The organism is Fibrobacterota bacterium (assembly GCA_019509785.1).
GTDB lineage: Bacteria > Fibrobacterota > Fibrobacteria > UBA11236 > UBA11236 > Chersky-265.
The window spans coordinates 36,081-61,494 of sequence record JAEKLQ010000043.1 but is presented as its reverse complement, the minus strand read 5'-3'; the positions used below and the strand labels follow the sequence as shown (position 1 = coordinate 61,494).

Below are 25,414 nucleotides of genomic sequence, written 5' to 3'. Positions count from 1 at the left end.
TATTCGCCAGCGGATCCGTCCGTCGCTTGGCTGGGGGACCGGACCGCTTTTGATCTAAATTGCCCAATATGCCCGAAGCTTCCCCCGCCCCCGCCGGCCAAGGACTGAAGAACCGCTCCCTGCTCGATGCCGCCCTGGGCCGTATGCCGGCGCGGCCTCCCGTGTGGATCATGCGCCAGGCCGGCCGCTACCTGGCCGACTATCGGCGCGTGCGCGCCGGCTTCCCGTCGTTCATGGATTTCTGCCGCGCGCCGGAACAGGTGGCGGAAGTGACCTTGCAACCCTTCGATCAAGTCGGCGTGGATGCGGCCATCCTCTTCTCGGATATCCTGGTCTTGCTTCCCCCTATGGGATTGCAGGTCGAGTTCCAAGAGCACAAGGGGCCGGTCATCGCCAACCCCCTGCGCGATGACGCGGCCATACGCGCGCTTCCCGAAGGCGATCTCAACTCCAGCCTGGCTTACGTTTTCGAAGGCATCCGCCTGTCGAAAAAGGCCCTGGCGAATCGCGGCCCCTTGATCGGCTTCGCCGGCGGCCCCTTCACGGTGGCTTCCTACATGGTGGAGGGCGGATCGTCGAAGGAATTGGCCAGGCTCAAGGCTCTGCTCTTTTCGAGGCCGGAAGTATTCGCGATCTTGATGGGCAAGCTTGCCTCGGTGACTTCGGCCTATTTGCGGGAACAGGCCAGGCAGGGCGCCGACGTGCTGACCATCATGGATTCCTGGGCGGGCTATCTGGGTCCGGACGAGTATCGCGATCACGTGCTTCCGCATACGCGCCGCCTCATTGCCGAGGTGAAGGCCGCGCATCCGGGCGTCCCCGTAATCCATTACGCCAACGGGGCGCCGCACCTGCTGCCGCATTTCGTCTCCCTGGGCGCCGACGTGGTGGGACTGGATTGGAGGGTGAACCTGTCGGATGCCGTGAAGGCCTATCCGAAGCAAGTGTTCCAAGGGAACCTGGATCCCTGCACCCTATACGCGCCTCCGGAAATCATCCGCGCGAAGGTGAAAGCGATGAAAGCGCAAGTTGCCGGCCGCCCGCACATTTTCAATCTGGGCCACGGGATATTGCCGGACATCAATCCTGATCACGCGCGCGCCTTCGTGGACGCGGTCCACGAAGCTTAAGCGCGACCCTACCGGTCCATTCTCCGGTTCCGTTTCTTCCGGAATCCTCGCGTTCCCTCCGCTTCAATAATTGAGTAACCCCAAGGTTACGGTTTCATCCCGGTATAGAATCAAAGGCGGGCCAATGATGCTTTAGGAACAATTCTTCTGAACGGGAGACCGGATGATCCAATTCGTAGTTTTCATCGCCCTCTTGAACATATGCGCATTCGCCTCGGATGTCCGCACGCTTGATGGCCTCGGCAAAACGAAGCTACCGGATGACACCGTGTTCGTTGAGGAAAACGCGCCGAAACCGGCTTGCGACACGAATGCGATCATATCGGGCCGCTTACCCGTGATCAAATCTTCCGCCGGGCACGTCGTATTCGAGAGCGGCATCTTGCTCAAACCGACGACTTTCTCGTATGACTTCGTTTCGGATACGAAGTACTTCCGCAGCTATAGCCATCCCTCCTTTTTCGTAAGCCCGGGCATAAAGCTCTCCTTGCTCGGGCGGAAGACGGCGCTCTCTTTCGCCATGATCTACCAGGGCTTGTACGACTTCTACTTCGATTCGGAGCAATCCGGGCCCGTCATTTCCCGTCTGCAAAATCCGGAGTTTTCCGTCCAACTGTCCCGGCTCGCTTCCCGCAAGTATTTAAAGGGATATGACTATTCGGTCGCGATCGCCCACGAATCCAACGGCATGTTCATCGAAAGCGACAGCCAGTATAACGCGATCAAGAAATCATTCCCCGAGGGGTATATCGTCCAGGATTTCGCTTCCATGGGTTGGAACTACCTCTCGCAGGCCGCCACCTTCCATTTCAAATTCGGTAGCTGGAAATTCGACACCTTCTTCTTGCTGAAGGAATACATGAACCAGACCGAATTACGGTTCTCGGGACTGGAAGACTCCTCTATTTTTTACAGCGACGGGGAAAAGCCCCACATCTGGCAGTATGACGGATCCCAGTTCGAATTGACGACGATCGTGCCCACGGACTTCTTCTTGTTGAAATACATCCACCTCCCCAACCTTCCCTGGACGTACGGTTCCATTGGTCTCGGGATCCAATCCGGAGGCGTCCAATGCGGGAACCTCGAAGACATGTTCGCCAACCAGTCCTATCATGCCACGTTCAAGGGACGCTGGTGGCACCTGCCCATCCTGGGGTTCGTTACCGTGGAAAGGGGCTACGCCCAGCCCATCGCGTATTACTCGCTAAGAACCTGGAAAACCCGGATCGGATTCGAATTCAACAATTTCCGTTTCGATTCCGGCCATCGCAAGAATGACGATAGCTGAAACCCGCGGAAAGGCATCCCTCCGAAGGCGCCGGCGGATCGGGTCAAGGGGACCACTCAATCACCCTGATCGCGGGGCTCCCGGTACAGCATCAATCCAGCCAACAGGCAGGCGCCGGGTTCGCGCTCGGCGTCCGCCATCTTCTCCGTGAACCAGATGCGGCCCGGCTTCAGCATTTCCACCGCGCCGCGGGGGCCGTCGGTCCCGTCGAAACGGTAACCCGCCGGTTCCCCCCCGAAATATTTGCGATCGGTTTCCTTGACTGGTCGCAATACGTAGGCCTGCCCTGCCGGGGACAGGCTGCCTTCGAATTCCCCGCTCGTATTGCGGGTCAATTCGATCCGTCCCGACCGGCTCCCGTCGGCGCATCCGCAGGAGACGCCGGCCTTAGACTCCCCCATGGACATGCCTTTGCCCAGCTTGATGCTCGTTTCATCCTTGCTGAGGGCGCAGGTGCCCTTCCAAGCGCGCGCTCCGCCTAGGAGCTCATAGCTGTAGGTGGCTTTGGAATTTTTCTCGCTATAGTCGCCGAAACCGGAACCCTTCCCATGGATCCAGCTGCGATCCACCTTGGCGACTTTGTAAGGTCCAAGGTCGAAATCCTCCTTGATCAACGCTCCCGAAGCGCTGCTCCGGTTTTTCACTTCCAGGGTGATGCCTTTGGCAACGTCCTCGGGCGGGACCATGCGCGGTTGGGCGCAGGCGGCCAACAGGATAAGCGCTGCGGAAATGGGCAAGGACGGGATGTTTTTGACGGGCATGGGCGCCTCCGGGCGGAATGGTTCGGCACTTGGATGTTACTGGTGACGGAATTGTCTCATTTGTTTTTCCGGATTAACGGATCAACATGGCGTCCCCGTAGCTGAACAGCCGGAATCCTTCCGCGAAGGCCTGCGCATAGATCGCCTTGGCCCGCTCGGCGCCCAGCAGGCTGCAGACCAGCATGAAGAGGGTGGACTTGGGCCAATGGAAATTGGTCATCAATCCGTCGACGCCTTTCCATGCATAGCCTGGGCGGATGAAGATGTCGGTCTCGCCCGCTCCGGGGGTAAAGACTTCCGCGCCGGAACCCGTCGCGCGGGTTTCCAGGACGCGAGCCACCGTGGTCCCCACCGCCCATACCCGGCCGCCGCGCGCCCGCACCGCGTTCAAAGCGGTCGCCGTTTCGGCGGGTAGGACATAGGCCTCGCTGTGCATGACATGGCCCTCGAGGTTTTCGCTCTGCACCGGCTTGAAAGTGCCGGCGCCCACGTGCAAGGTCAACATGGGGACGTGAACGCCTTTGGCGCGGATGTCCGCCAGCATGGCCTCGCTCAGATGCAGGCTGGCGGTAGGCGCGGCCACCGATCCCGGATGCGCCGCGAATACGCTCTGGTAGGCATCCGCATCCGCGCTTTCCGCGCTCCGCTTGATGTAAGGAGGCAAGGGAATGCGACCCACCGCTTCCAGCTCGCGATGGAATCCGGCCGGATCCAAGCCGAAGGCAAGCACGCGCGTCCCGTCTTCGCGCACCTCTTCCACGGTCGCCACGAGTCCGGGGGAAAACGCAATCCGTTCACCGGCCCGGAAACGCTTACCGGGTTTTACCATGGCCTCCCAACGCGTGGCAGGCCCCGCCAGCGGTTTCAAGAGCAAGGCCTCGACGCGGGCGCCCGATGGCAAGGTCGCTAGGAGACGCGCGCGGAGGACCCGGGTATCGTTGAGAACCAGGGCGTCGCCGGGGGACAGATAATCGATCAAGCAGCGGGTGAGCGTGGTAACGGGCCCGGCATCCCCGGTCTTTTCGACCACCAGCATGCGGGACTCCCCGCGCGGCAGAGGCTGGTAGGCGATCAATTCCTCGGGGAACGTAAAATCGAAGTCGGATGTTTTCATGGCATGATTGCCCGTCCGCGGCGGGAAGCGGATAATATAATCCGAAATGGAAAACAATCGGGCCCTATTCGCCCGCAGCTTCTGCATAGGCAATGGCATCGAAATCGGGGCTTTGCACCATCCTTTGCGCTTGCCGCCGGGATCGCGCGCCCGCTACGTGGACCGGATGACGCGCGCCCAGCTTTACGAGCAATACGCGGAACTCCGGAACGAAAACCTGGTCCAGGTGGACATCGTCGACGACGGGGAGACCCTGGCGACGCTCCCGGACGGGGGCGAGGATTTCCTGATCGCCTGCCAGTTCATCGAACATTGCCAGCATCCGGTGCGGGCCCTGGTGAACATGTTGCGGGTGGTAAAGGACGGCGGTTTCGTGTTGCTGACGGTGCCGGATAAATGGCAAACCTTCGATAAGGACCGGCAAATCACTTCCAACCAGCACCTGCTTGACGAATGCCTCCATGGCTGCGAGTCTACCGCGCGGGATCATTACCGCGAATACGCGCGAACGGTGGATGGGCGGACCGATCCCGGGGAGATCGAGGAAGTGGTGGATTATTACCAGCGTACGGGCATCAGCATCCATTGGCACATATGGGACCCTGAGGCGTTTCTCGGGTTCCTGATGTTCTTCAAGGATCGCTTCAAGCTGCCGTTCCGCATTTTCGCCACCTTGCTGAACGGGAACGAGTTGATGGTGGCCTTACAAAAGCGGCTCGGCTGAGCCGCTTACCTCGGAGCCTGCCGGCTATCTTGCGCGCTTGCGCGCCGGCGAGACCTTGGCCATGCCCTTCAATTGCTTATAGGCTTCCCCGGCCGCCAAGGCGACGGTCTCGTCGGGATCGGAGAGGAGGCGTTTGGCGTCCTGCAGGGCCGCGCGGCTGCCGAGTTTCACGAGAGCGGTCAGCGCCTCCCGGCGGATGCGGGGATCCGCGTCCGAGCAGAGGGCGCGCAGGGAGGCTTCGTAGGCGGTATCCTTGCTGAAGGCCATCACCAGCACGGCATGGACGCGCACGGGACCGGCGCCGGTATCGGCGGCGGCGCGCTTGACCACTTCCGCGCCTTCGGGCCCCAGGGCCACCACCTTGGCCATCAGATCGCGGATCTCCTTGGGATCGGTAAGGTCCGACTCACCCTTATCGGCCAGGGACTTGAGGTAGATGACGGCTTGCTGGGCCGGGGTCGGGGGCGCGACGGCGACGGGCGCGGGAGGGGCCGCCGGAACCACGGTATCGGGCGCGGACTCGGCCCGATCTTCGAGGTTGGCCACTCTGCGCTTGAGCAGTTCCATCTCCTCCACTTGCTTCGCCAACTCCGCGTTCTTCACTTCCAGGATGGCGACGCGTTCGGGCAAGGTGCGCTTGTCGCGATGCGGGATCCATCCCAGGAATTGCAAAGAGACCGAGACGCCCGGCGAATTGTATCCGTTGGGATTGTTCTGGGAGGGCGTGAGGAAAAAGCCCCACTCGCCGTCTTGGCGGATCCAGGATTGGAATTCGGTCATGGAAACGGAGAAGCCCACCAGGTTGCGCCAGCGCCATTGCAAGGTCAGGTCCTGGTGGAAATCCGAAAAGCGTTCGAAGACCTCGTAGCCCAGCCAGGCCCCGGCCCCGAGGTCCTGCTCCAGCCCCAGGTTGAGGCTGGCCAGGCCCTTGTTGGCATGCGTGAGCACGGAAAAGCCCGCATGCGTACGCGTGCGGCTGGCGAAGCTTTTGGCCAGGGTCATGAAGCTCTCGGATTGCAGGTTCTTCAGATCCTTGGAATCGGAAACCCCGTAGACGCCGGCTTCCTGGCTGGCGAAAAGGTTGCGGGCGCCGAACACGATGTCCGGCCAGAAGAGATCCTCGCGCCATACCAAAGCCTTGATGGATAAGGAAAGGGCGCTGCCGTACTGGATGCCCACCTCGGCGCGGTTTTCGATCCCGAAGGCCAGCTCCGAGGTGTAATTCATGTTCTGCGTTTGCTGGGCCGAGCCCGCGGCGGCGGTATCCCCGAAGGCGGTATCGACGGCCCCCGGCTGGGAACTGGTGAAATACTGGAAGCGCCCCTGCAATCGGTACTGGCCGTGCTGGAGCAGGTTGGCGTCGGGTATCGCGAGCAGGACGGACTGATGCGGTTGCGCGGGAAAAGGGATGGTGACGGCGGAGGCGACGGCCGGCACGGCCATCAGCAGCAATAGCTCAATCCTTGTCTTTCTTTTTCCCATGCAGGTCGGCGATCTCGTTGGCGGTCAGGCGCCGCCACTTGCCTTCGGGCAGGTCTCCCAGCCCCAAGGCACCGAAACGGGTCCTCTGCAAGTCTACCACGCGGTAGCCCACCACTTCCAGCATGCGCCTGATCTCGCGGTTCTTGCCTTCTTGCAGTACGATCTCGAGATGATCTTCAAGTTGGCGTACCGAGGCCGCGGTGGCGGGATGCTCGAAGCCGATGTCGACCCCTGCCAGCAGGGCCGCGGCGTCCTTTTCCGCCATCGGCTTGCGGGTCTTGATCGCGTAGGTGCGCGGCACTTCGCGGCTGGGATGCAAAAGCGAATGGGTCAATGCTCCATCGTTGGTGAGCAGGATCAGCCCGCGGCTATTGTAATCCAGGCGGCCGACATAATGGAGCGTCTTGAATTCGGCGGGCAGAAGCCGGTAGATGGTGGGCCGATCGAAGGGATCGCCCACGGAGCAGAGATAGCCTTTGGGTTTATTGAGGATAACGTAGTCATAGGACCGCGGGGGACGGGCGGGCTTGCCCTTCACGGCGACCTTCTCCGCCTCGCCGATCTGGCGGCCGAGATCATAGATCACTTCGCCGCCCACGGTGACCGCGCCGCCGCGGATCAAATCCTCCACGGCGCGCCGGCTCCCGAAGCCGCACAAGGCGAGATAACGATTGATGCGCATGCTAGGGTACGGCCGCGCGACGCTTGCGTAGCCAATCGACCAAAAGGCCGTAACGGATGCCGCGATCGGAAATGAGCACCTTCTCCTGGCCCGTCTGCAGCAGGAACGCTTCCAGAATGCACAGGCCCGGCATCACGATGTCCGCGCGGCCCTGTCCCAATCCGGGGATCGCCAACAGTTCCGCCGCCTTCATGGAAGCCAATTGATCGATCCGCTCGGTCACCCGCGCGCGCGACGCTTCCAGGCCCTCGATGGCTTCCGAATCGTATTTCTCAAGCCCAAGCTCCAGCATGGCGAAGGCGGTCGCGGTACCGCCCACGGCGGCCCAGCGTAGCGCGCCCCAATCGGGGAATCCCGCGAAGGCCTCCTTGGCCTTGGCCCGGCAAGCCGCCGCATCCGGACCGCAGGCTTCGAGCAACAGCACCGCCCCGATGGGCGTCGAGATGCCTTCCCGCTTGCGGGTGGCTTCGGTGCTGCCTCCGCCGATGTCCAGCACGGCCAGGTCGGCGGAAGGGTGGCGGTTGGCCACCGCCAACCAACCCAGGCGGGCCTCTTCGGGGCCGGCGATGGTACTGGCCTCGCAGCCCAGCACCGCCGCGACCTTCTCCAAGAGCTCCTCGCCGTTAGCCGCCATGCGGAAGGCCTGGGTGGCGATGGCGCCAACCAATACGGCCCCCTGGTCGCGCACGTCCTGGGCATACGATCGCAGCACCAGTTCCAGGGCCGCGAAGGCCTCGTCGGAAATGCGGCCCGTAACGGACACGTTACGGCCGATGCGGGTCGCCTCGGCCCGCTGGAATACGGGTTGCAGGATCCCGTCCCGCGCCTCCCCGATCAGGAGCTTGGCGGTATTGGTGCCGATGTCCACGCTGGCGTAACGGGCGTTCATGCCTGGCCTTCCAGGCCCAGGCGTTGCCCTAAGGACTTCCGCAGCTCTTCCGGCTTGATCAGGAATTCGCGGGCCACCCGGGTGGCGGCGTCCACCGTATCCTGGCCGTAGTCGTGCATCCAACCGGCGACCAGTTCGGTGGTCTCGGAGCCGATGGGTTTGCCTTCGCGCATTTCCTGGGCCAACCCCAAGGCCAGGCGGATGCCGAGCCCGGCGCGCAGGCGCTCCTCGTCCGTCTCGGCGGCGATCAAGGCGTCCAGGCGCTCCATCTGGACCTTGGGATCCGGAGGCCCCGGCTTCCCGGCCTTACGTTCGCCAGCCGGCTCCCGGGTTTCGCCCCCGTTCCCATCCGAAGCGCTTTCCGCATCCGCGTTCACGCGTCCTCCCCTTCGAGGTAGTCCGGCCTTTCGGCCCGCTCGGAGGCGACCAGCATGGCCTTGCGGCTATGGGTTACGGAAGCATTTTGCCCGGCCGAAACCGCGGCGGATTGGGGCGCTTCCAACACGAAATCGGACTTGGCGATGGATTCGCTGCGCAGGGAATTCGGTTCCACCGCCAGCAGGGCGGCATAGGCCAGGTAGGGGCTGATGACGGCTCCGCTGGGTTGGGCCTTCGCCCGGAGGCACAGCTCGCCGGTCTCCATCCATACGGCTTCGATCTCCGCGCCAAGGTCGATATCCTTGCCCCGGTTGGCAGCGATGCGGGCATAGCTGCCGTCCGCGAAGCGTCCGGCCGCGGCTTCGAGAGCGGCTTCTCCGCCGGAATAGTCGCGCAGGCGGAAGGTGACGGATTCCATGCGCGGCATGCGCGCGCGCGCGACGGGATTGAGCGCGAGCACTTCCATCCCCAACGGGAGCATATCCGAAAGCTTGCGGCACCACTCGTCCCTATCGCCCGGCACCCGTTCCCGGAATTCGATCACCAGCAATTCCTTGCGGGACTCGAGACCTAAGGGCAGTGCGCCGGTGTTCTTGATGATCGGGCGGGGGTTGAAACCCTCGGAGTAATTGAGGGGCAGCCGCAAACGGCGGAAGGCCCGTTCGAAAATATCCAAGGTGTTCTGATGCGCGATATAGCGCGACATCCCGGCCTTGCGGTAGATGAGATGGTAGGGGAAGGCGCCACCGCGCTTTTGCTTGCGCGCCTCCGCCAAGGCGCGGATCTCTTCAGGCGTCCGGCTGGGCGCTACGTGTTTTTCGGGCATGGGCGATAGGCGGGTATCCGCGCCGTTACCGGGGATGCCGCACTTCTGGCAATCGCCCCATTTGCAATCGGGCACCGGGGCGCTGTCCTCGATGAGCATCTTCTTGTACTCGTTCTTGAGGAAGCCCTTGTTGGCGCCCGCGTGGATGAAGTCCCACGGGAAGACCTCGTCCAAGGCCCGCTCGCGGAATATGCGATCCTGCGGGTATCCGTGCTCCGCCCACATGGCCTTCCAGCCGTCGTAGCTGAAGTGCTCGCCGAAGGATTCGAAAACCCGGCCCTGTTTATAGGCCTGGTAAATCATGGAGGAAATCTTGCGATCGCCGCGGGAATAGAAGCTCTCCACGTGGGCCAAACCGTATTCGCTCCAGCTGATGCGAACGCTTTTCACGTACTTGAAGGCTTCCCGCACGAAGCGGATATGTTCCTTGACCTTCTCCTCTTCCATGAAAGGCACCCATTGCATGGGCGTGAAGGGCTTGGGCACCAGGATGCCGATGCTGGCATGCACGGTATTGCGACGGTTATGCTTCTGCCCGATACGGTTCAGGTTCGCGATCAGATCGCAGAAGGCGCGCATGTCGTCGAGGTTCTCGGTCGGCAGGCCCACCATGGTGTACAGCTTGACATTGTGGAAGCCGTTGCCGAACACGCTTTCGGCGGCTTCGTACATATCCTTGTCGCTGATGGTCTTGTTGATCATCTTGCGCAAGCGCTCGGAACCGGTCTCCGGGGCGAAGGTGGCGCTCTTGCCTCCGTTGAGGGCCGCGGCCTTGCGGGCCAGGCCCTGCCCGAAGCTGTTGGCGCGCAGCGACGGCAGGGACAAGCTGATGTCCTCGAAATCGTCCTGATCGATAAGCGCGTCCATCACCTTTTCCACGGGGCCGTAATCGGCGGTGGAGAGGGACAACAAGCCCAGCTCGGTCTCCCCCGTCGCGGCCAAGCCGGCGCGGGCGATTTCCACCACCGCATCGGCGTTGAGTTCGCGGTTGGGGCGGTACCAATAACCCGCCTGGCAAAAGCGGCAGCCTTGGGTGCAACCGCGCATCACCTCCACCGAGAAACGATCATGCACGAGCTTCACGTGGGGAACCAGGTTCTTGACGGGATAATCGTCCTTGTTGAGCACTTCCACCCAAGCGCGCTGGATGGTCTTGGCCCGCAGGTAGGGGCCCTGGGATCCGTCCACGACCGGGACGGTTTCCCCGAGCGGGCTTTCGGCCACGTCCAGGAAGCGGGGCACGTAGATGCCCTTGAGCGAGGCCAAATCGCGCAGGATCTGCTCGCGGGTCCAGGCGGCCTTGCGCCCCTGGCCGATCCGCCGCAGGACTTCCGCGGCGAGGATTTCGCCATCGCCGATGACGAAGAGATCGAAGAAATCGGCTACGGGTTCGGGGTTCGCCATGCAAGGACCGCCGCCGATGACGAAGGGATCCTTTTCCGCGCGTTCCTTGGCCCAAGCCTTGATGCCGCCCAGCTCCAACACGTAAGGCACGTTGGTGTAATTGAGCTCCGTCTGCAGCGAGATGCCGACCGCTTCGAAAGCGGAAATGGGGCGGTACGATTCCAGGGCGTAGAGCGGAATCCCGCTCTCGCGCATTTTTTCGGCCATATCCGGCATGGGCGCGAAGGCGCGCTCGGCGGCCAAATCCGGTTCCCGATTGAGGAGGTGGTAGAGCACCTTGGTCCCGTTATGGGACATGCCCAGTTCGTAAGCGTCCGGGAACACCAGCGCCATGGAGGCCAAAAGCATGGCCGGATCTTTTACGATCTGGTTGTTCTCGCCGCCGATATAGCGGCCAGGATTCTTGACGAAAGGGAGTATGCGCTCCAATTCGCCCGCAAAGGGATTCATCGATTCCGTCCGTTCGGGAATGCCGCGCGTCCGGGCGCGACTGGGTAAGCGGGGTAAATATAGCTAAAAGCCATTATCCACCCTCGCGCGTCGTATCCGGCATCGGCCAATTTTGTACTATTTGCTGATCGCCCCATGTCCTCCGGACCGAAAAAACCCAATAAGACCTTAGTGCTCGATCGCGCCACGTGCATCTCCTGCGCGGGCTGCGTAGGCACCTGCCCGGATCTCGCCCTCGACATGTTCGGCCTCGATTTGCAGGTCTTCCAAGACAAGTGCACCTATTGCACCATCTGCGTGCGCTTTTGCCCGGTAGGGGCTCTCTCCATCATCAAGGGAATGCCTTCCCAAACCGCCTCCGCGGCCGCCTAGGTCCCCTACCTTGCCTAACGCATCCATATACGATGTCGTCGTGATCGGCGCCGGCCCTTCGGGTTCCCTGTGCGCCCGCAACCTGGCCGCGCGCGGTTACCAGGTCCTGTTGGCCGAGAAGCGCCCGGTGGTAGGCATCCCCGTCCGCTGCGGCGAGGCCACCGGCCGCCGCGCCCGCCTATCCCAGTTCATGAAGGTCAACGAAGAGTACATCGAGACCGATCTGAGCGGAGTCATCTTGAACGGCCCGGGCGGCATCTCGGTGCGCTACGATCACGACGATATCGGCCTGATGCTGGATCGCGGGCTCTTCGATCAGGACGTGGCGAGGCAAGCGCAAGCGGCCGGCGCCGAACTGCGCGTGGATACGCGCATCGAAGGCATCTCGCCGGTGAAGGACGGGATGCGCGAGTTGATCGTCGTGCACGAGCCTACGAAAGCGCGCTCGGTGATCAAGGCCAGGATGGTGGTGGGAGCCGACGGGGCCGAGGCCCTGAGCGGACGTTGGGTGGGCCTGAAGACGCGGCATTTGCCGCCCCAGGTTTGTTCGGCCATCGAGCTGCGCGTGGCGGCCATGGACCCGAATCCCCATCATCTTACCTTTTGGCAGGGGCACGACTCCATCAACAAAGGCTACGTATGGGTGTTCCCCAAGATGAAGTCCGGGGTGGTGAACCTGGGCTCGGGAGCGCTTACGCCCAAGCTGGGCGAGAAGAACATGTACGACCTGAGCATGGAGTATAAGAACCGCCTGTTCCCGGATGCCGACCTGGTCGAGGTGCACGGGGGCGCGGTGCCCGTGAGCGGGAACCTGGCGGAATACGTGGCCGATCGCTTCGCCCTTTGCGGCGACGCGGCGCATCATACCAATCCCCTCACCGGGGGCGGCATCATGAGCGGCATCCTGGGCGGCGAACTGTGTTCGCGCTGGATCGATGCGGGCTTCCGCGCGGGCGATTTATCCCGTTCCTTCCTGGCGCAATATCAGGTGGATTGCTGGGAGAAATTCGGGAAGAACCATCGCTACCAGATGCGCATTCGCGATTTCGTGGTGGAGCTGCCGCGCGAGGCCCAGATCGCGTTCTACGCCATCTTCAAGGGAATGGTGGATGGCGATCTTTCCCTGCCCGCAAAGATCGCGGGCTATGCGCGCATGCTCGGACTGGCCGGGAAGAATTGGACCGCGACCAAGAAGGTATTCTTCGCGCGCGGTTGATCCTCGATTCCGCTAGGGGCTCTTCAGCCGCAGGCTTACGAATTCTCCGCCCAGCACCGCGCGTAATCCCCGCGCCCACTCGGGGAACTCCGATTCAACGTCCGCCACTTCGCATACGCCGCTGCCGGTACGGCAAATGACCTCGCAGCCGCATAGCAAGGCTTCCATGGGCGCGCGCCCGAAGGGTTCCGGCTCCAGGGTGCAATGCAAGAGGAGATGCGTCTCTTCCAAGGCCGTCTGTACCTGCCCGGCATCGAGCTTGCCGAGGAAACGCACGCGGTCCCCAAGGCCCAACTGCACGGCCGAATCCCGCACCGCCTGTCGGTAGCGCTCATACTCCGGAGCCGGATAGAGGACGTCGCCGATTAGGCGGAACTCCGCGTCCACCCCCGCGTCAAGGAGGGCGCGGGCGCAGCGGAGGAAAAGTTCTTGTCCTTTGTATGGCGCGTAATACGCCAGATGGGTCAGGATCCGCCGGCCGCCGTGAGTTCGTCGATCGACAGCCGGACGCGCCAGGGTTACGCGCGGGTAGCGGACTTCCGCGCCGGGATATCCAGCGGCCACGGCATGGCTATTGGCCACTACCCGGCAACCGAAGCGCGCGGCCGCGAAGGCGATGGAGCGGCGCAGGATGCGGGCGCGCAGGAAATCCCGCACGTCGAACAGGAGCCGCCCGCGCAGCCAAGGCGAAAGCATAAGGCACGCGGCGTGGCTCTTGACCCCGCTGGACCAGACTAGTCCGGACCCGCGCACGGCGAACGCCAGGCGGAGCAGATACGGAATCAGCCCGGGCAGGCGGAACAACGATCGCCAACGGGTCTGGGTCAGGCCCGCATATCCTCGCGGCCAGGGAAGCAACCGCGCCTCCCAACCTCGGGCCGCGATGGCGCGGGACAAGGGTCCTTCCGCCGGGATCAGGAATATCGGAGCGCTGCCGGGAGCCGACGCGGCCAGCGCGGCGATCTCGGCTTGCAAGCTCGCCTCTGCCCCGCCGATGTCCGGATTGGAAACATGGACAACCAAACGCGAAGGCGAAGGGAGTCCCATCGCAGGCCGGCCCGGAGCCGGGTCCGGCGGATTCACGTGATATCCCGAGAGGGTCCCGATCCGCAGCCGTGCTTCCAGATGTAGTTGATGCGCATCAACCATTCCCGCTCTTCCTCGCTGATTTCTTCGTAGCGGGCGTCGGCGTACATCTCCTCGACCTTCTTCATGATGTCGCGCCCGACCACGGTGCGGTTCAATTGCATGTTCAGGACGATGCAGAAGAAATAAGTCCGCACCAGCACCCGGCGCGGCGTCTCCTTGTTCTTGAGCTGGTTCTCGAAACTCATCAGGGCTTCGCGGAAATATTTCTCGGAATTGGAATAATTGAGCGCGCCTTGCAGGGTGGTGTAGACCCCGCCCTGGCCGTAAGCGCCCACCTTTCCCGCCAGGATGAGACCGTTGCAGCACTTCTCCGCCAGGATCAAGGAAGCCACCACGGTGTCGCGATCGCGGTGCGGATGATCGAAGCGCGGGTCGATGTCCAAGGCTTCGGGAACCAGCCGTTTGCGGATGGAGATGGAGCGGGTCAGAATCTTCTTCGATTCCTCGCTGTAGGGATACGGGGAATCCTTGCTTTCGGCGAAATCGGCAGGATCGGAAGATGCGAAGAAACAGTAAGGGCAGACCATCACCATGGTCTTCAGATGGTCCCAATCCTCATAGCCGGGCTTGCTCGTGTAACGGGGGAACACCCCGCGGTTCCAATCCTCGCTGAAGCCTTCCTTGACGGGGAGGAACACCTGGACCCTATCGTAACCGCAGATGTAACAACAGCGTTTGGCGACGCGGAAAGGGTATTTCTTGCCCGTGGCCTTGTTGACCGTGGCTTCCTCGATGGTTCCGGCGGTTGAACGGGAAATGGCCTGCTGGAGCATGTCGGCCAATACCCCGTAATCGAGGGGCTTGGAAAGGATGGCTTCCACGCCGAACTCGCGGGCTTCGCCTTCAACGGCCGAACGGGGCTTGGCGGTGGCGATTACGACGGGAACCGCCCGTCCCTGCCTATGCATCTCCCGCAGCACTTCGAAACCGTCGACCTTGGGTAGGACCAGGTCCAGCACCATGGCCGCGTAGCGGGTCGACGCGAGGAGCCGGATGGCTTCTTCGCCGTCATGCGCCACGTCCACTCGGAAAAAAGGCGCCATGCGCTGCTCGATGACCTTGGACAGGACGCGCGAGTCCTCCACCACCAATAGCATGGGCTTTTCCGAATAATTCATAACTGAGCGAAACCCGTTCCGATCGATCGCCGGGAAGGCTGATCCGGTCGCCTGATTCTATGATACGGAGGGTAGCCGCGTCAAAGCGCCGGGCCCGGCTTTTACTAGTTTTCGCCTCGACCTGCCGCCGGCAGAAGGAATACGCGCGGCGGACCCCGCTTTCCGATCGGAGTTGTGGTAAATCGTCCCCCCGAAGACTAGAATGGACGCATAACCCAGCCACTATGCCCTTTTTGCTATCCAACAATGCACGGTATGCGCTGAAAATCGGGATGAACCTGGTGGGGCGCGATCAGGCTTGCGACGTATTCGTGCCGGATCCCCACATTTCCCGCAAGCACTTGTCCATCGACGTCGTCGGGGACGGCACCATCACCGTCATCGATCTGGGGTCCACCAACGGCATGGTCATCAATGGCGAGCGCGTTCCCAGCGCGATCCTGCATCCCGGCGAAAGCTTTACGGTCGGCCAGACCACGTTCACCCTCGAAGACTGACCGGGCCTCAACCTGGTCCCGGTCGCAGCCCGCCCCAAGGCGCCCGGCTCTTCAATCCCCTTCCGGCCCTTCGCCTACCGCTCCGCCTTCCATGCGATGGGCCCAGAACGCCGTCTTCCGATCCAGCACGCGGGTGAAGAAAAGCGTTCCCTGGTTGGGTCCGGCCAAGCGTAATCCGGCGCGGAACTCCTCCGGGATCACGTTCACCCCGCGCTTCTTGATCTCCAGCCGCCCCACCTCCGCTTGCCTGAGGAAAGCCTTGATGGCCTTGGGGTCGAACGGCAATTCGCGCTCGATGCGGTAGGCCTTTAGCAGCGGGTCGCGTATCGCATCGTTCCCCGTGAGGTAGGCGATGCGCGCATCAAGAGGCCATAATCGATGGCGCGCCGCGAGCACCCCGAAGAGATGCGCCCGCACGACCGACTTGACCGGTTCGTAAAGATAGGCGCCGGCGGGCCCCGGATCCCCGAAGGAGTCCGGCACGTCCGCCCTCAGCGCTTCCACCCAGGTCCCGCCGGGCAACTCCACGGCGCGCACCATTCCCGGCCGCCCCAACGATCCCGTCCAGACCACGGCTTCCAGGCATTCGTCGCGCAGACCGAGGTATTCCCATTCGTACGGTTCCAGGAAATCCGGGAAGGGGGTCCCGGGCCCCAATTTCACCGCCAGATTTCCGTAACGCGCGATCAGCCGCTCGAGCCCGTCCCAGCCGGGAGACATGTCCTCTCCTTGCCAACGACCGCTCTGGCCCGCGGCCCGCCGCGCGGGATCGATGCACCCCGCTTCGGCGCGCAGCGGCGATGCCATCACGTCCGCCTCCACGGCGCCGGCCGGGCGGAGCAAGGCGACGTTGTGCCGATACGCTAGCAAGGTTCCCCGGGAGCGATCCAGCCCGCATACGCGCATGCGGCCGGGCAGGGAAAAAGAATCGCCGCCTAGGCCGCAGCAAAGATCCGCGAAGGTGGAAAGCGATGGCGGCAGGCGCGAAGCCTTGTAGGCCGCGAGATCCGCATGCGTCATCTGCTCCAGGCCCAGCGCGGTGAAAATCATACCCAGGGCTTCCGGACGCTTGCGCACCGCTTTCAAACGCAACTTGCGTTGCTCCAGCAAGGCCGTGCGTTGCGCCGCCGGAAAGCCGCGCAAGGCGGGCGACGAGGCCAAAGCCAAGTCGTCCCGAGAGTCGGCGCAGAGCCCGCGCAGTAGCTCCAGCGATTCCGGCCGGAGCAAAAAAGCTATCTTCGCCTGAAGCTCAGCCTCGGACATGACCATCCTTCCAATGCCCATCCGGACGCGGCCGGGCCGGTCTCTGGGGTTCTTGGAGGGATTTTGGAATGGTCAAATCCGCGTCCGGGCAGGCGATATGCCATCCAGATCCGATCCGGGGGATATAATGGTTAAAGGAATCGGAACCGATATCTGCCATATCGAAAGGATAAAAAAACTAGCACCCGAGGCCGTCGCTCGCATCCTAACTCCTTCCGAAGCCGAGTATTGCGGACGTTACACCTCTCCTCATGAACGCATCGCCGGCCGCTTCGCGGCCAAAGAAGCGATCCTCAAGGCGTTGGGCACCGGCTGGAGCGGTGGATTAGGTTGGGGGCAGATGGAGATCCTTCCCGATACCTCCGGCGCGCCGTTGGTTACCTTAACGGGAGCAGCCCACGCGAAGCTCCGTGAGTTAGGCGCAACCCGTTGTCTCGTCTCGATATCGCATCAAGCGGAGTATGCCGTCGCCTTCGCGATCATCGAGTGATTTCTATGGTGATCTGGCTGCGGGCCCGGCTGTATGCGGTCGCCAGGGCATCCGGGCAACGCGAATTCGCCCCGGATCCCCGCCCAATTCCACTTGACACGCTACGGGCTAAGCAATAGACTTAATAACAAGAGGCCCTGGAACTTTGTATTTTCACAATAGGAGTCAGGAGCGAATATGAAACCCCTCTACGTGAAATGCCCCCATTGCAAAGAGGTTAGCGAGCTCTTCCTGGGCTCCGAGGCGTACATGATCGTCCTCAACTGTCCTTCTTGCAATTCCGCCCTGATGTACTATTACGGCAAGACCTTCGAGATCGACGAAAGCGAGATCGAGAAGATCCAGGGCAATCTCCAGATGACGACGGTCCAGGGAATCCTGAAGAACATCAATGCCCGCGAAAACAGCAAGGGCCACACTTCCTTGATCGTGAAGCCGGCCGAGGCGCGGGCCACCCATAAGGCGGGCTCCCCCGTCCGGGAAAGCCACTTCATGACCGATGATATCACGAACCTGAAGATCGACCTCAATCGCTTCAAGGACGTGAACGACTTCATCGAACATATGTGAGGACGGAGGGTCCATGGGGACCCGAGCCGGCAACGAATCTCATTCAAGGCGCCGCTCCCGCGGCGCCTTTTCTATTGTCCCGCGTTAGCCATCAGTCCGGGTTAGCCTTCCGATCCCACCGGGAAATGGCAGGCCACGCGGGAACCGGGCGCGACCTCGGCGAGCGGCGGCATGACGGTTTCGCATCGGGAAGAGCGCTTGGACAAATAAACGGGGCAGCGGTTGCGGAAGGGGCAGCCCGCTTCCAGGCGAGCCGGCTCGACGTCCGGATACTGCGCCAGAACTTCCCGGATGGCCGGATCGAGCGTGGGCGAAGATGCGAGCAGCAAGCGCGTGTAGGGATGCTTCGCGCCGGCCACGGTGAATCGTTCCACCGTCGCCTCTTCCACCAAATACCCCATGTACATGACCCCGATGCGGTAAGCCAGGATTTTCACCAGGGTCAGGTTGTGGGAGATGAAAAGGTAGGTGAGCCCTAAGTGCCGCTGGAACTCCTTGAGCAGGGACATGACCTGGCTTTGGATGGCGAGGTCCAGGCTGGCCACCGGCTCATCGCAGACCAGGAAGGCGGGCCGCGTGATGAGCGCGCGCGCGATGGTGGCGCGTTGCTTTTCCCCCGAACTCAGGTTGGCCGGATAGCGGTTGCCATGGGACGGATCGAGCCGCACCTGCTCCAGGGCCTCGGCTACGCGCCGATCGCGCTCCTGCTTACCCAAACCCTTTTCGCGCTCCAGCCCTTCGGCCAGTATGTCCGCGATGGTCATGCCTCCGTTGAGCACGCCTTCGGGATGCTGGAAGAGCATGCGGATTTCCTTGCGCAGTTCCCGCATGCGCGCGTGGCCCGCATTCCGCAAGTCTTCGCCTTTGTACTTCACGCTACCGGCATCGGCCTCCTGCAAGGCCATCAGGGACAAGCCGAGGGTGGACTTGCCCGAGCCGCTTTCCCCCACCAAGCCGTAGGTACGGCCCTTGGGGATGTCCAAGGAAATGTCGTTCAGGGCCAGGAAGGAGCGACGGCCTTGGGTGTAGCGTTTCCGCAGATCGCGAACCTCGACGAGGTTTTCTTCCTTCCCGTCCCTCCCCATCAGAAAGTCCAGATTGACATAGGAAGGCACGCTGGGCCCATGGGACTTGTCGAGATCCCGGTAATGGCATTTGGCCCAATCACCCACCGCGGCCCGCAGAGCCGGGCTTTCCACCTTGTCCGCCTCCGCCTTCGCCGCCGGCTTTTCGGCCTCGCAGAGGGCCCGTTGCTCCGCCGTCAAAAGGCCCCGATAGGCCGCGCACATATCCCGATAGGCGCAGCCTTTCCCGGCATCCGGGTCGACGGGCGGGGCCGGCAGCTTCTCGCCGAAACGGGAGAACGAGGCCAAAAGGCTCGCCGTGTAGGGATGCTTGGGCGCCATCAGCACGTGGGCGGAAGCGCCTTGCTCCACCACCGCGCCGCGATGCATGACGTAGATGCGCGCGCTGATTTCCTGGATGACCCCGATGTCATGGGAAATGATGAGGATGGATAGCCCGTGCTTGTCCCGCAAATGCAGGAACAGTTGCAACAACTTGGCTTGGGTGGTCACGTCCAATGAGGTGGAAGGCTCGTCGGCGATCAGCAGCTTGGGCTTGGCGCATAGGGCCATGGAGATCATGACGCGTTGGGCCATGCCCCCGCTGATCTCATGGGGATGCAGGCCCCACAGGTTCTCCGCGTCCACCAGTCCCACGTCCTTCAGCAGGCCTACGGCGATATCCTTGAGGCCGGCCCGGCCCGCCGCGCCATGGCGATCGAGATTGCGTTCCAAGGCCTCGATCATATGTTCGCCCACGGTATAGAACGGATCGAGGGAGGCCTTGGGTTCCTGGAAGATGGTGGCGATCTCCCGTCCCAGCACGCCCTGCAACTGCGCGCGATGCGCCCTCTGGCAGGCGACGTAGCGTTTGTCCACCTGATCGCCCTTGCGGATGATGAAGCGCGGCAGGTCCGGCAAAAGGCTTTTGCCATCCAACCGGGCTTCCCCTTCCCATACGCCCGGATACCCTTTGATCAAGCCCAGGAGCCCCATGGCCAAGGTCGTCTTCCCGCTGCCCGACTGCCCGATCAATCCGACGATCTCGCCGCGGCCCAATTCCAGGCTGGCGCGATTCACCGCCTTCAGGTAGCGGCCGCCGCCGCCGAACCAGATGGAAAGGTCGCGTACGGTGAGTAAAGGCCCCGGTCCCGTTGCCGTCACGGACATCGCTTAGCGTCCTTCCCGGAAGGCCAGGCGCGCGTTCAGGCCGTCGCCCAAATAGAAGAAGCCCAGGATGGCCAGGATGATGGCCATGGCCGGGAAAAAGGTGATCCAGTAGATGCCGCCGAAAAAGGACATCTGGCTGCCCTCGATGATATTGCCCCAGGAGACCTCGGGAGGCTTGGTGCCGAATTGCAGGTAGCTCAGGGTGGTTTCCGTCAGGATGGATTCAGCCATGATCAGGGAGAACTGGATGAAGAATACGGCCCGGTTCTGGTACCAAAAAAGATGGCGGTACAGGATCTTGAAGTCGGAGAGCGCCGCTTCCTTCGCCGCCAGGATGAATCCCATGTTGGAGAGGATGCGGACGCGCGTGGCGATCAGTCCCGATACGCGCGGGATGAGGGTCGCTCCGAGCACGCCCATGGTGTAATACACGTTGGGCTCCAAGGCGCAAATCACCACCAGGATCAGCACCAGGCGCGGCATGGAAAGGATGGTGCTGTTGAAGGTGCCGACGATCTTGCGCACGCGCCCGCCGTAATAGCCCGAGAGCAGGCCCAGGGGGACGCCCAGCCCCAACGCGATGGCGCAGGCGACCAAGCCGGGCAGAAAGCAATTGCGGGCCCCGGCCACCAGTAAGGCCAACATGTCCCGCCCATTGCGATCGGTCCCGAGCCAATGGCGCTTACCCAATGGCACTTGCGGCGCCGCCGCTTTCGGCGGGACCGCCTCCCCCCCGCCCTTCAAGTAACCCAGGTCTTCCTCATCGGTACCGGGAGAGGCTACCGGCGCGCGATTGCTGCCGCCCGACTCCCGTTCTTGCGCCTTCAAGGCCGCATCGGTGGCCATCAGGCGTTTCAGCCAATGTACGGAAGGCGGCGCCAATTGATGGTCAATATCCATTTCCCCGGCGGAATAGGGCGTCCAGGCCGATCCGGTCAGGGTCGCCAGCGCCAATAAGAATACCAGGATGCCGCCGGCGAGGATGCGCCAGCCCCCGGGCTGTTTCAGGAATATTCGGAAAGGCCCGCGCTTCATTCCCGCATCCTGGGATCGAGCCAAACCGCCAAGAGATCGTTGGCGAGCATGAAAAGCCGTATGAGAAAGGCCATGACCAGGGTAATCCCCATGATCACGGGGAAGTCCCGCTTCAAGGTGGCTTCCCAGCTCAGCCATCCCAGGCCGTGGAAATTGAAGATCCGTTCCACCACCACGATGCCGCCCAGCAGCACGGCCATATTGGCGACCACGATGTTGAAGATGGGCAAGACCATGGAGCGGAAGAAATGCCGCCAGAGCCGGCTGCCGCGGGCGCGCGCGGCCTTGATGTACATGGCCCCGTTGACGCTCTGCACCTCGAGGGAAATGAAGCGCACGAATTCCCCGATGGTGCCGTTGCCCACCGCCAGCACGGCGATGGGAAGCGAGTAATAGCCGAACCAGGGCCAGAACCGGAAGGGGCCGTCGGGAGGCGCCGTGACGTAAAAGCGGAAGAAGCCGAATACGATGGCGAGAACGATATACCCGAGCACGAATACCGGCACGGAGGACAGGGTATAGACCGCCAAGCTGATGAACTTGCCGAGAGGACTCACCGGACGCAGGCCGCGGTAAACCCCGAGCGGAATGGATATGAGGAGCGAAAGGAACAGCGATCCGAAAGTGAGCATCAGGGTGGGCACTGCGTATTCGGCGATCAGGGAGGAAACGGGGGTCCCGTTCACCATCGAGATCCCGAAGTCCAATCCCAGGCATCCGCGGGCCCAAAGGAGGTACTGCAATGCCAAGGGCCGATCCAGATACAGGGAGTGGGCCGTGGCGGCGGAAAGGTTATGGATTTCGGCTATATCGCCCGGGGTGAGATGGACGATGGCGAAGATGAGAAGGGAAACCAGCGCCAGCGAGCCGGCGAAGTACCCGACGATTTTGGCGATGGCGCGCATTTCCGGCAACGCCGGTCAAGGACTCGATTTCAGGATTTTCTCGCCCAGGCCCGTGGTGTTGCCCTCGTTCGGGCCGCCTTCCATCACGGCATCCTTGCCGTCGATCTCGCGCGAGAGGCGGACGACGATGTTCTTATTCGCGCCCTTCTTGGGCTTGAAGGAGCGCACGTATCCCATGTTGCCGTCCTTGTCCTCGGCGATCAAGGTGTACTCGCTCTCGTCGATCACGTTCTTGGAGATCTTGAATTCGCCGTCGTTGTCCGCGCGCACCGATTCCGTACGGGGGCTGGTGTATACCACCACGTCCGGTTGGGTGAGCTTGGATCCGTCGGGCTTCACAACCACCCCGCTCATGCTTGTCGCGCAACCGGCCGCCAGGAATGGCAGCAACGCGAGACCGAGTCCCCGGAGGCTAAAGGCCCGGGCGGAAAGTTTGAACGAGCCCTTGCTCCTAGGTGCGGGTTTCCGTGCCGTCATGCTTGCAACCATGGCCGATCAATCCCTTTCGTCTTCCGGAATGAACCAATCGTTGATGAAAGTGAAGAACCGATAGGGGTGGACCACCGCCTTCTTGACCTTATTCTCGATGGCCGCGTTTTTCTCCAGGGTCCAGAGGAAGGTGTAGGGGCATTCCTCGGCCAGGATCTCGTGCAGTTCGTAATTGATGCGGCGGCGCACTTCGTGGTTGATGGTGGTCGAGAATTTCTGGAGCAGGCTGTCCACCTTGGGATTCTTATAGGAGATGAAATTGTCGCCGGTGGGGGGCTGGTTCTTGGAGGAGTGGAACAGGGAGGAAATGTCGGAGGAGTTGTCGAACAGCCATTCGGCGAACACGATGTCGAAATCGTGCTTGGCCTTCACTTCTTCCTTCCACTTCTCGTATTCCCGATGTTGCAATTCGACCTGGACGCCCAGCGCCTTCATGTAGTTCTGGAAGCGGAGGCAGACCGAGAGGCCGCCTTCGTTGCCGCTATAGATGGGGATCTTCAGCTTGAACTTGAGGGGCATGCCCTTGTACTCGCGGATGCCGTCCCCATCGGTGTCCTTGATGCCGACCTTGTCGAGCAGGGCCTTGGCGCGGGCCGGATCATAGGGCCAAGGGGCCACGTCGGGATTATAGCCCCAGGAGGCCGGGGAGAAAGGGCCCGAGATGACTTCGCCCTTGCCGAAGTAGATATCCTCCAGCATCTTGTTGCGATCCATCCCGAGGGTGAACGCCTGGCGCACTTCCTTGATCCTCAAGATCGGGTTGTTGTTGTTGTACCCGAAGAACGCGAAAGCCAGCGAGTTGTACGGGATGATCATGAATTTGCCCGTGTTGGCGATCTCCGCGATCTTGCCCGGGGGCACTTCCACCACCAGATCGATGGCGTTCAAAAGCAGGCTCTGCACCAGCAGCGACATCTCCGGCTGGTACACCATCTTGATTTCGCCGATGTTGGGCGGGCCGCCGTAATGGTCGGTGAAGGCGGCCAGGATCACGTCATGATTCTTGGTCTCGCGATCGAACTTGTAATAGCCCGTTCCGATCGGGTTCTTCGAGAACTTGCTGAACTTGGACAATACCGGCTTCCCGCCGAACAAATGCTCGGGGACGATCTTGAAAAGGAAGCGACGCTCGGGTTCGGCTACGCTCGTATTGAAATCGAACTTCACCACGTAATCGCCCAGCACCGATACGCTTTTGATGACCTCCAACGCCTGGCGGCTCTCCGGGCGGACGTCGGAAAGGGGATTCATGATGGCGTCGTAGGTGAACTTCACGTCGTTGGCCGTGAAGGGCGTCCCGTCATGCCATTTCACGTCCTTGCGCAGATAGAAGGTGATCCGCTGATTGCCGTTGAAGACGTTCCACTTCTCGGCGAGGCGACCCTTTACCTCCCCGCGGTAATCGATATAGACCAGGGACTCGAACATCAATTCGGACAGGCGCAGCGAAGTCTCGTTATCCGAGGTGGTGATGGGATCGTAGGTATCGGGCAGGATGGGCTCGGCATAGATCAGCCGGCCGCCCTTCAGGTTTTCCCCTTTGCCCGCCGCGGAAGCCAAAGCGGTAGTTCCGACAACCAGGGCCGCCGCCAAGCAAATAAGACTCGTGATTTCAGACTTCATTCGCATCCCTTATCCGCCCTTCCGGAAAATCCGCTGGGATTCGTAGCTTCTGGCCAGCCCCGCCGAAATCCCCTGCATGCAGTAATGCATCTGCCGGCAAGCGGGGAATTCCTTTTGGAGATGGTACAGGGTCTCCACGATCTCCTCGTACCTGAGTTTATTGGTCTTGAAGATGCCGAAAGCGTAATCGGACATGTATTCCGGATCGATTTGGTCGATGCGATTCCGGTACTCGATCTTGTACCCCTTGGCGTATTGCTGCATGGCAGTTTCGGTTTGGCCGGTGGCAAATAGCAAATTCGCGTATGTCCGATAATAATTCGGACCGTTCTTATCCTTCACGGCGAGGCCGGCCAGCTTCAATCCCTTCTCGAGATCGAGACCCAAAAGATAGTAACAGTCCGCGATATCCCTGCGGTCCGAGGCGTTCTTCGTGCCGTTCGCGAGCGATTCCAAAAGCGACTTGGCCTGGTCCACCTTTCCCGTCTTGGCGAAGACCTCCGCCCGCAGCAGTTGGGTTTCGATGTCGGGGGAATCCTTCGGCAGATATCCGGCCGCTTCCCGGTATTGCCCTAGACGGATGCACGACTCGGCCAGGGACTGATCGGTATTGAACTTCGCCGCGAGGTCGGGGAACCGGGATTCATCCTGCTTGATTCGCAGATTGGTCAACTTGCTCAAAGTGTAGTACGAGTCCGACAACGTTTGCATCAGGAAGGGATCGTAGAAATTGATCTGGGTATTCTTCCCCTCATCCAGGTAGGTCTCCGGCTGCTGGGCGTCGTTGAGGACGGCCTTGAGGCTGGTCTCGATTTCACTGGCGTCCGGATTGGCCGAACGGATGAGCAGGCTGAGGCGGCTACGCCGACCCCGCTGCGATGTGCCGGCAGGACCTTTGGAGGCGTCCCCCCCATTGAGCTCGAGGGCCTGCCATTGGGCCCCGACGTCCTTGACGGCCGGGACTTCGCCCGGATTCTCCCCTAAACGCTTGCGGGTAGAATGAAGAAACACCTCGTTCAGATCCTGAATGGCCGCGGGCCCGCCGCCCAGCTTGCGCGCCTTTTCGAAGGAGGTTTTGGCCTCGGCGTACTTGCCCGCCTGGTATTGGATCTGACCCATGTAGGTGTAATGGATGGCATTGGCGCCGGTCTCGATAAGATCCGCGTAATACTCGGACATGATGGCGTTGGCGAATCCCGAATAGGTGCCATACAGGCTGCGCGATCGCCTCATCGTAGCGATGGCGGCGGAGCAACTCCACGGGATCCTCCTTCGCTTCGATCCGCGCCAGGGCGGAAACGATTACGAGGAGGGCGAGGAAT

Annotated in this window: 24 protein-coding genes; 8 read left to right on the top strand and 16 right to left on the bottom strand. The window is 61.8% G+C overall.

Going from position 1 to position 25,414, the window contains the following annotated elements; translation table 11 throughout:
• The first annotated feature begins 68 nt into the window (after window positions 1-68).
• Both hemE and JF616_12835 read left to right on the top strand, forming a co-directional pair.
• A complete protein-coding gene (gene hemE / locus JF616_12840; protein MBW8888635.1) occupies window positions 69-1,130 on the top strand; it encodes a uroporphyrinogen decarboxylase in 1,062 nt (353 codons plus the stop codon).
• A 163-nt stretch (window positions 1,131-1,293) separates the two neighbouring features.
• Window positions 1,294-2,421: a hypothetical protein gene (locus tag JF616_12835; protein ID MBW8888634.1), complete on the top strand. Its 1,128-nt coding sequence runs from the start codon at window positions 1,294-1,296 to the stop codon at window positions 2,419-2,421.
• 56 nt (window positions 2,422-2,477) lie between these two features.
• Here the strand turns inward: JF616_12835 and JF616_12830 are convergent, their stop codons facing one another.
• Window positions 2,478-3,182: a hypothetical protein gene (locus JF616_12830; GenBank protein MBW8888633.1), complete on the bottom strand. Its 705-nt coding sequence runs from the start codon at window positions 3,180-3,182 to the stop codon at window positions 2,478-2,480.
• Window positions 3,183-3,255: 73 nt separating this feature from the next.
• Window positions 3,256-4,296, bottom strand: a complete 1,041-nt coding sequence (gene queA, locus JF616_12825) for a tRNA preQ1(34) S-adenosylmethionine ribosyltransferase-isomerase QueA (protein ID MBW8888632.1) — start codon at window positions 4,294-4,296, stop codon at window positions 3,256-3,258.
• Between the two features lie 46 nt (window positions 4,297-4,342).
• On the opposite strand from queA, the gene JF616_12820 reads away from it, so the two are divergent.
• On the top strand, window positions 4,343-5,020 hold the full coding sequence (locus tag JF616_12820; protein ID MBW8888631.1) for a methyltransferase domain-containing protein: 678 nt from the start codon (window positions 4,343-4,345) through the stop codon (window positions 5,018-5,020).
• Window positions 5,021-5,044: 24 nt separating this feature from the next.
• Here the strand turns inward: JF616_12820 and JF616_12815 are convergent, their stop codons facing one another.
• From JF616_12815 to JF616_12795, 5 genes are read right to left on the bottom strand one after another with little or no spacing between them, the layout of a single operon-like run.
• Window positions 5,045-6,472, bottom strand: a complete 1,428-nt coding sequence (locus JF616_12815) for a HEAT repeat domain-containing protein (protein ID MBW8888630.1) — start codon at window positions 6,470-6,472, stop codon at window positions 5,045-5,047.
• A gap of 4 nt (window positions 6,473-6,476) precedes the next feature.
• Window positions 6,477-7,184 (bottom strand): rRNA pseudouridine synthase, encoded by a 708-nt coding sequence (locus tag JF616_12810; protein ID MBW8888629.1) that lies wholly within the window; start codon window positions 7,182-7,184, stop codon window positions 6,477-6,479.
• Between the two features lies 1 nt (window position 7,185).
• On the bottom strand, window positions 7,186-8,073 hold the full coding sequence (locus JF616_12805) for a hypothetical protein (protein MBW8888628.1): 888 nt from the start codon (window positions 8,071-8,073) through the stop codon (window positions 7,186-7,188).
• A complete protein-coding gene (locus JF616_12800) occupies window positions 8,070-8,450 on the bottom strand; it encodes a hypothetical protein (GenBank protein MBW8888627.1) in 381 nt (126 codons plus the stop codon). The genes JF616_12805 and JF616_12800 overlap by 4 nt, the downstream gene beginning before the upstream one ends.
• Window positions 8,447-11,131, bottom strand: a complete 2,685-nt coding sequence (locus tag JF616_12795) for a TIGR03960 family B12-binding radical SAM protein (protein MBW8888626.1) — start codon at window positions 11,129-11,131, stop codon at window positions 8,447-8,449. The genes JF616_12800 and JF616_12795 overlap by 4 nt, the downstream gene beginning before the upstream one ends.
• A 135-nt stretch (window positions 11,132-11,266) precedes the next feature.
• On the opposite strand from JF616_12795, the gene JF616_12790 reads away from it, so the two are divergent.
• On the top strand, window positions 11,267-11,503 hold the full coding sequence (locus tag JF616_12790; GenBank protein ID MBW8888625.1) for a 4Fe-4S binding protein: 237 nt from the start codon (window positions 11,267-11,269) through the stop codon (window positions 11,501-11,503).
• 10 nt (window positions 11,504-11,513) lie between these two features.
• Window positions 11,514-12,719, top strand: a complete 1,206-nt coding sequence (locus tag JF616_12785; protein ID MBW8888624.1) for an NAD(P)/FAD-dependent oxidoreductase — start codon at window positions 11,514-11,516, stop codon at window positions 12,717-12,719.
• A 12-nt stretch (window positions 12,720-12,731) separates the two neighbouring features.
• Here JF616_12785 and JF616_12780 read toward each other — a convergent pair whose 3' ends face one another.
• Window positions 12,732-13,802, bottom strand: coding sequence for a glycosyltransferase family 4 protein (locus tag JF616_12780; GenBank protein ID MBW8888623.1), 1,071 nt, complete (start codon window positions 13,800-13,802; stop codon window positions 12,732-12,734).
• Window positions 13,799-14,986, bottom strand: a complete 1,188-nt coding sequence (locus JF616_12775; protein MBW8888622.1) for a response regulator — start codon at window positions 14,984-14,986, stop codon at window positions 13,799-13,801. The genes JF616_12780 and JF616_12775 overlap by 4 nt, the downstream gene beginning before the upstream one ends.
• 233 nt (window positions 14,987-15,219) lie before the next feature.
• Here JF616_12775 and JF616_12770 point away from each other — a divergent pair, with 233 nt between their 5' ends.
• Window positions 15,220-15,483 carry an FHA domain-containing protein gene (locus JF616_12770; protein ID MBW8888621.1) on the top strand — a complete coding sequence of 88 codons (264 nt, stop codon included), beginning with the start codon at window positions 15,220-15,222 and terminating at the stop codon, window positions 15,481-15,483.
• 51 nt (window positions 15,484-15,534) lie between these two features.
• Here JF616_12770 and JF616_12765 read toward each other — a convergent pair whose 3' ends face one another.
• The gene (locus tag JF616_12765) at window positions 15,535-16,746 is read right to left on the bottom strand and encodes a hypothetical protein (protein MBW8888620.1); all 1,212 of its coding nucleotides are present in this window, start codon (window positions 16,744-16,746) and stop codon (window positions 15,535-15,537) included.
• A 127-nt stretch (window positions 16,747-16,873) separates the two neighbouring features.
• Here JF616_12765 and acpS point away from each other — a divergent pair, with 127 nt between their 5' ends.
• Both acpS and JF616_12755 read left to right on the top strand, forming a co-directional pair.
• Window positions 16,874-17,236, top strand: coding sequence for a holo-ACP synthase (gene acpS, locus JF616_12760; protein ID MBW8888619.1), 363 nt, complete (start codon window positions 16,874-16,876; stop codon window positions 17,234-17,236).
• A gap of 177 nt (window positions 17,237-17,413) precedes the next feature.
• Window positions 17,414-17,806 carry a hypothetical protein gene (locus JF616_12755; GenBank protein ID MBW8888618.1) on the top strand — a complete coding sequence of 131 codons (393 nt, stop codon included), beginning with the start codon at window positions 17,414-17,416 and terminating at the stop codon, window positions 17,804-17,806.
• Between the two features lie 101 nt (window positions 17,807-17,907).
• Here the strand turns inward: JF616_12755 and JF616_12750 are convergent, their stop codons facing one another.
• The 6 genes from JF616_12750 to JF616_12725 form a co-directional block, all read right to left on the bottom strand.
• Window positions 17,908-20,040 (bottom strand): ABC transporter ATP-binding protein, encoded by a 2,133-nt coding sequence (locus tag JF616_12750; protein MBW8888617.1) that lies wholly within the window; start codon window positions 20,038-20,040, stop codon window positions 17,908-17,910.
• 3 nt (window positions 20,041-20,043) lie between these two features.
• A complete protein-coding gene (locus tag JF616_12745; GenBank protein ID MBW8888616.1) occupies window positions 20,044-21,075 on the bottom strand; it encodes an ABC transporter permease in 1,032 nt (343 codons plus the stop codon).
• Entirely contained in the window at window positions 21,072-21,980 is a 909-nt protein-coding gene (locus JF616_12740; GenBank protein ID MBW8888615.1) for an ABC transporter permease, read from the bottom strand. Before JF616_12740 ends, JF616_12745 begins: the two co-directional genes overlap by 4 nt.
• A 15-nt stretch (window positions 21,981-21,995) precedes the next feature.
• The gene (locus tag JF616_12735; protein MBW8888614.1) at window positions 21,996-22,334 is read right to left on the bottom strand and encodes a hypothetical protein; all 339 of its coding nucleotides are present in this window, start codon (window positions 22,332-22,334) and stop codon (window positions 21,996-21,998) included.
• A gap of 141 nt (window positions 22,335-22,475) precedes the next feature.
• Window positions 22,476-24,092 (bottom strand): hypothetical protein, encoded by a 1,617-nt coding sequence (locus JF616_12730; GenBank protein MBW8888613.1) that lies wholly within the window; start codon window positions 24,090-24,092, stop codon window positions 22,476-22,478.
• 9 nt (window positions 24,093-24,101) lie between these two features.
• Window positions 24,102-25,325, bottom strand: coding sequence for a hypothetical protein (locus JF616_12725; GenBank protein MBW8888612.1), 1,224 nt, complete (start codon window positions 25,323-25,325; stop codon window positions 24,102-24,104).
• Window positions 25,326-25,414: the final 89 nt, after the last annotated feature.

What these genes read in the sequence shown, in the direction of transcription:
- JF616_12750 (MBW8888617.1), bottom strand. Translation starts at nt 20,040, where the DNA reads ATGTCCGTGACGGCAACGGGACCGGGGCCTTTACTCACCGTACGCGAC.
- JF616_12740 (MBW8888615.1), bottom strand. Translation starts at nt 21,980, where the DNA reads ATGCGCGCCATCGCCAAAATCGTCGGGTACTTCGCCGGCTCGCTGGCG.
- acpS (MBW8888619.1), top strand. Translation starts at nt 16,874, where the DNA reads ATGGTTAAAGGAATCGGAACCGATATCTGCCATATCGAAAGGATAAAA.
- JF616_12805 (MBW8888628.1), bottom strand. Translation starts at nt 8,073, where the DNA reads ATGAACGCCCGTTACGCCAGCGTGGACATCGGCACCAATACCGCCAAG.
- JF616_12765 (MBW8888620.1), bottom strand. Translation starts at nt 16,746, where the DNA reads ATGTCCGAGGCTGAGCTTCAGGCGAAGATAGCTTTTTTGCTCCGGCCG.
- hemE (MBW8888635.1), top strand. Translation starts at nt 69, where the DNA reads ATGCCCGAAGCTTCCCCCGCCCCCGCCGGCCAAGGACTGAAGAACCGC.
- JF616_12835 (MBW8888634.1), top strand. Translation starts at nt 1,294, where the DNA reads ATGATCCAATTCGTAGTTTTCATCGCCCTCTTGAACATATGCGCATTC.
- JF616_12745 (MBW8888616.1), bottom strand. Translation starts at nt 21,075, where the DNA reads ATGAAGCGCGGGCCTTTCCGAATATTCCTGAAACAGCCCGGGGGCTGG.
- JF616_12830 (MBW8888633.1), bottom strand. Translation starts at nt 3,182, where the DNA reads ATGCCCGTCAAAAACATCCCGTCCTTGCCCATTTCCGCAGCGCTTATC.
- JF616_12725 (MBW8888612.1), bottom strand. Translation starts at nt 25,325, where the DNA reads ATGAGGCGATCGCGCAGCCTGTATGGCACCTATTCGGGATTCGCCAAC.
- JF616_12790 (MBW8888625.1), top strand. Translation starts at nt 11,267, where the DNA reads ATGTCCTCCGGACCGAAAAAACCCAATAAGACCTTAGTGCTCGATCGC.
- JF616_12755 (MBW8888618.1), top strand. Translation starts at nt 17,414, where the DNA reads ATGAAACCCCTCTACGTGAAATGCCCCCATTGCAAAGAGGTTAGCGAG.
- JF616_12810 (MBW8888629.1), bottom strand. Translation starts at nt 7,184, where the DNA reads ATGCGCATCAATCGTTATCTCGCCTTGTGCGGCTTCGGGAGCCGGCGC.
- JF616_12820 (MBW8888631.1), top strand. Translation starts at nt 4,343, where the DNA reads ATGGAAAACAATCGGGCCCTATTCGCCCGCAGCTTCTGCATAGGCAAT.
- JF616_12775 (MBW8888622.1), bottom strand. Translation starts at nt 14,986, where the DNA reads ATGAATTATTCGGAAAAGCCCATGCTATTGGTGGTGGAGGACTCGCGC.
- JF616_12735 (MBW8888614.1), bottom strand. Translation starts at nt 22,334, where the DNA reads ATGAGCGGGGTGGTTGTGAAGCCCGACGGATCCAAGCTCACCCAACCG.
- JF616_12795 (MBW8888626.1), bottom strand. Translation starts at nt 11,131, where the DNA reads ATGAATCCCTTTGCGGGCGAATTGGAGCGCATACTCCCTTTCGTCAAG.
- JF616_12730 (MBW8888613.1), bottom strand. Translation starts at nt 24,092, where the DNA reads ATGAAGTCTGAAATCACGAGTCTTATTTGCTTGGCGGCGGCCCTGGTT.
- queA (MBW8888632.1), bottom strand. Translation starts at nt 4,296, where the DNA reads ATGAAAACATCCGACTTCGATTTTACGTTCCCCGAGGAATTGATCGCC.